The organism is Neobacillus drentensis NBRC 102427, assembly GCF_001591445.1.
GTDB classification, from domain to species: Bacteria; Bacillota; Bacilli; order Bacillales; family Cytobacillaceae; genus Neobacillus; species Neobacillus drentensis.
Genome location: NZ_BCUX01000119.1, coordinates 1 through 2,836, shown reverse-complemented (window position 1 = coordinate 2,836; position 2,836 = coordinate 1). Strand labels below are relative to the sequence as shown.

1 protein-coding gene is annotated in these 2,836 nt (G+C 35.0%); it reads left to right on the top strand.

Annotated features, from left to right (window positions below; translation table 11 throughout):
- Positions 1–525 precede the first annotated feature (525 nt).
- The gene (locus tag BDR01S_RS24375; RefSeq protein WP_066259438.1) at positions 526–2,505 is read left to right on the top strand and encodes an Ig-like domain-containing protein; all 1,980 of its coding nucleotides are present in this window, start codon (positions 526–528) and stop codon (positions 2,503–2,505) included.
- The last annotated feature ends 331 nt before the right edge of the window (positions 2,506–2,836 follow it).

The following is a 2,836-nucleotide window of genomic DNA, read 5'->3' as shown; positions in this document are numbered from 1 at the left end:
TTTCCGGTTAAGCAAAGCAAATTTACCCATTTTCATGTTTCTTGAACCAATAGTCTGAATTCTTCCGTCTATTTAGGCTATTTTCAGTGTTATTTGATAAATAAGAGGAATTTCTCCGCTTATTATCAAACTCGTTTTAGCGTCAAATGAACTTGTACAACTTTCGGTTGCTTTCGTGACCTTATCTGGATGGTTTTCTTTTATTTTTAGGCTGTACAGAAAATCAAAAAACCAGCCGATTTTCAGTGCCCTCCATAGCTAGCAAATGGGTGGCTCGCTAAATTCATTAATTCCCTTTTCTATTTCACTTTGTATTTTTTGTGGGTTGCCCAAGGGGTATTCCCTTGGTTTTTAGATTCAAATAAAGACGCTTTACAGAGATGATTAAATTCATTTAGTTTACCTGTTCTAACAGTTTATAATATGCCATAATATAAATTGTTATTGGTATAATGTACCTATACCGGTAGTCTTTGTAATGCAATAATAAAAGAAACATAACTTTAAAGTTAAGGAGAGGATTTAGTGAAAAGGGTAATAAGTGCTAGTTTTTTGTTGTTCATCATGACTATATTTTTTAGTAGTACGTCCTTTGCAGCGGGAACAAGTATATCAAACGGTACCCCTATTGAGGCAAATATTACAAGTTCGACGACTCATACATACCAATTTACTACAGATAGGGATGGACAGGTGTACATTACACTGGATCAAGGAACAGCTAGATTTTATATGAAACTTGTAGATGGCTTTGGAAAATCAAAAGATACCGTTTATACAAGTAATGGACAAGGTGTTTTAACTGCAGATCTTGAACAAGGGACCTATTATATTGAAGTTATTCCCTATAACTGGAGTGGGATTACAAATGCTACTTACCGAGTTAAGGCCACCTACCCATCCACGTTTACCAGAAATGCAGCCACTTTTGAAACAAATGACACCAAAGAAACGAGCATGAATATCAGTAATGGAAGTTACTATAGTTCAAATGCTGAAACTAGCATTGATAAAGATGTCTATCAATTTACAACAAATAAGGATGGAGAAGTGTACATTACACTGGATCAAGGAACAGGGCGTTTTTATTTTAGACTTGTAGATAGCTTCGGAAAATCAAAAGATAGCGTTTATACAAGTGACGGACAAGGTGTTTTAACTGCGAATGTTGCACAAGGGACTTATTATATTGAGGTCATTCCCTATAACTGGGCAGGAATTACAAGTGCCACTTACCGATTAAAGGCTACCTACCCATCCACGTTTACGAGTAGTGCAACTACTTTTGAAACGAATGACACCAAAGAAACAAGCATGAATATCAGTAATGGAAAAATCTATAGTTCAAAAGCTGATACTAACATTGATAGAGATGTTTACAATTTTACAACAAATGCGAGCGGTGAAGTATATATTACATTTGATAAAAGTACAGCTAGTTACTATGTACGCCTAAGGGATAGTAGTGGAAATTCTAAAGACTACAACTATATATCTTCAGGAGGCAATGGCGTTTTATATGCGAATCTTCCAAAAGGAACCTATTATCTATATATTGACCCATATAACTGGAATGGAATCACAAGTGGGAGTTATCGAATAAAGGCAACCTATCCATCAACGTTTACAAGAGATTCGACCACTTTTGAAACGAATGACACGGCTCAAACAAGTTTAAAAATGATCTCAAACAAAGTGTATTCTTCAAATAGTCATTCAAATATTGATCGAGATGTTTATCAATTTACAACGAATTCGGATGGAAGTGCAAGCATCACACTAGATAAAGTCACAAATAAATACTATGTAAAACTAGTTGATATCTACGGGAAAACGAAGGATTATGACTATGTGTATTCAGGAGAAGTTGGTACATTAACTGCCGTTCTTCAAAAAGGAACTTATTATCTTTATATTGACCCATATAACTGGAGTGGAACCACAAGCGGTACTTATCGAGTAAAGGCCAACTTTAAAGACAAAACTCCAAGCGTCGATGTCATCTATGATACGGGGACCATCCTGACTGGAATGGCTGTATCCAATACAAAAGTCTATGCCTATGCAGGAAGTGTTAAGATAGGTGAGACCACCGCAAAAAATGGAAGGTATAGTATGACTATTGGGAAGCGAGCAGCAGGTACAACAATTGGGGTTTATACAGTTGATGCTGCAGGGAATAGAAGTGCAACTATATATATTAAAGTCATCAAAGCCATCCCTTCAACACCTATTAAGCTAACTGCCAAGAAGATAAGTTCGTCCTCGATGACTTTATCATGGGCTAAAGTGGCTGGGGCGAATGGCTATAAAGTGTATCGTGCCACTTCAAAAACGGGAACTTATAGTCAAGTTGGTTCCATTACAAGCGGGAGCACAGTAAAGTTTACTAATAAATCATTAACAAATGGAAAAACCTATTATTATAAAGTAAGAGCGTATCGCACTATAAATAGGCAAAGTTTTTATAGTAATTACTCTGCCGTTAAAACGTATAAGCATTAATATTACCTTATTTTTCAAAGGTTAAGGCACGTTTAATTAAACGATTTGTTAAAAGGGAAATCTGTGAGAAATGGGCGAAGCTTGTTATTTAACATGATTGAAATGAAGTGAAATTTGGAGTCAGAGGTCATTCCTCTGATTCTTTTTCTTCTTATTAAAATATTATTATCTCAAAAAAGTTTTTGAAGCAATGAACTTTCAGTAAAATAAAGAGAAATTAATGTTGCATAAGTGAATCGAAGATGATACTATAAGGAAGTTGCTTTTAGCCGAACATTTTTCAGCAAAAAAGTGATAGAAAAAAAGATAAAATATTATATTGACATAATGA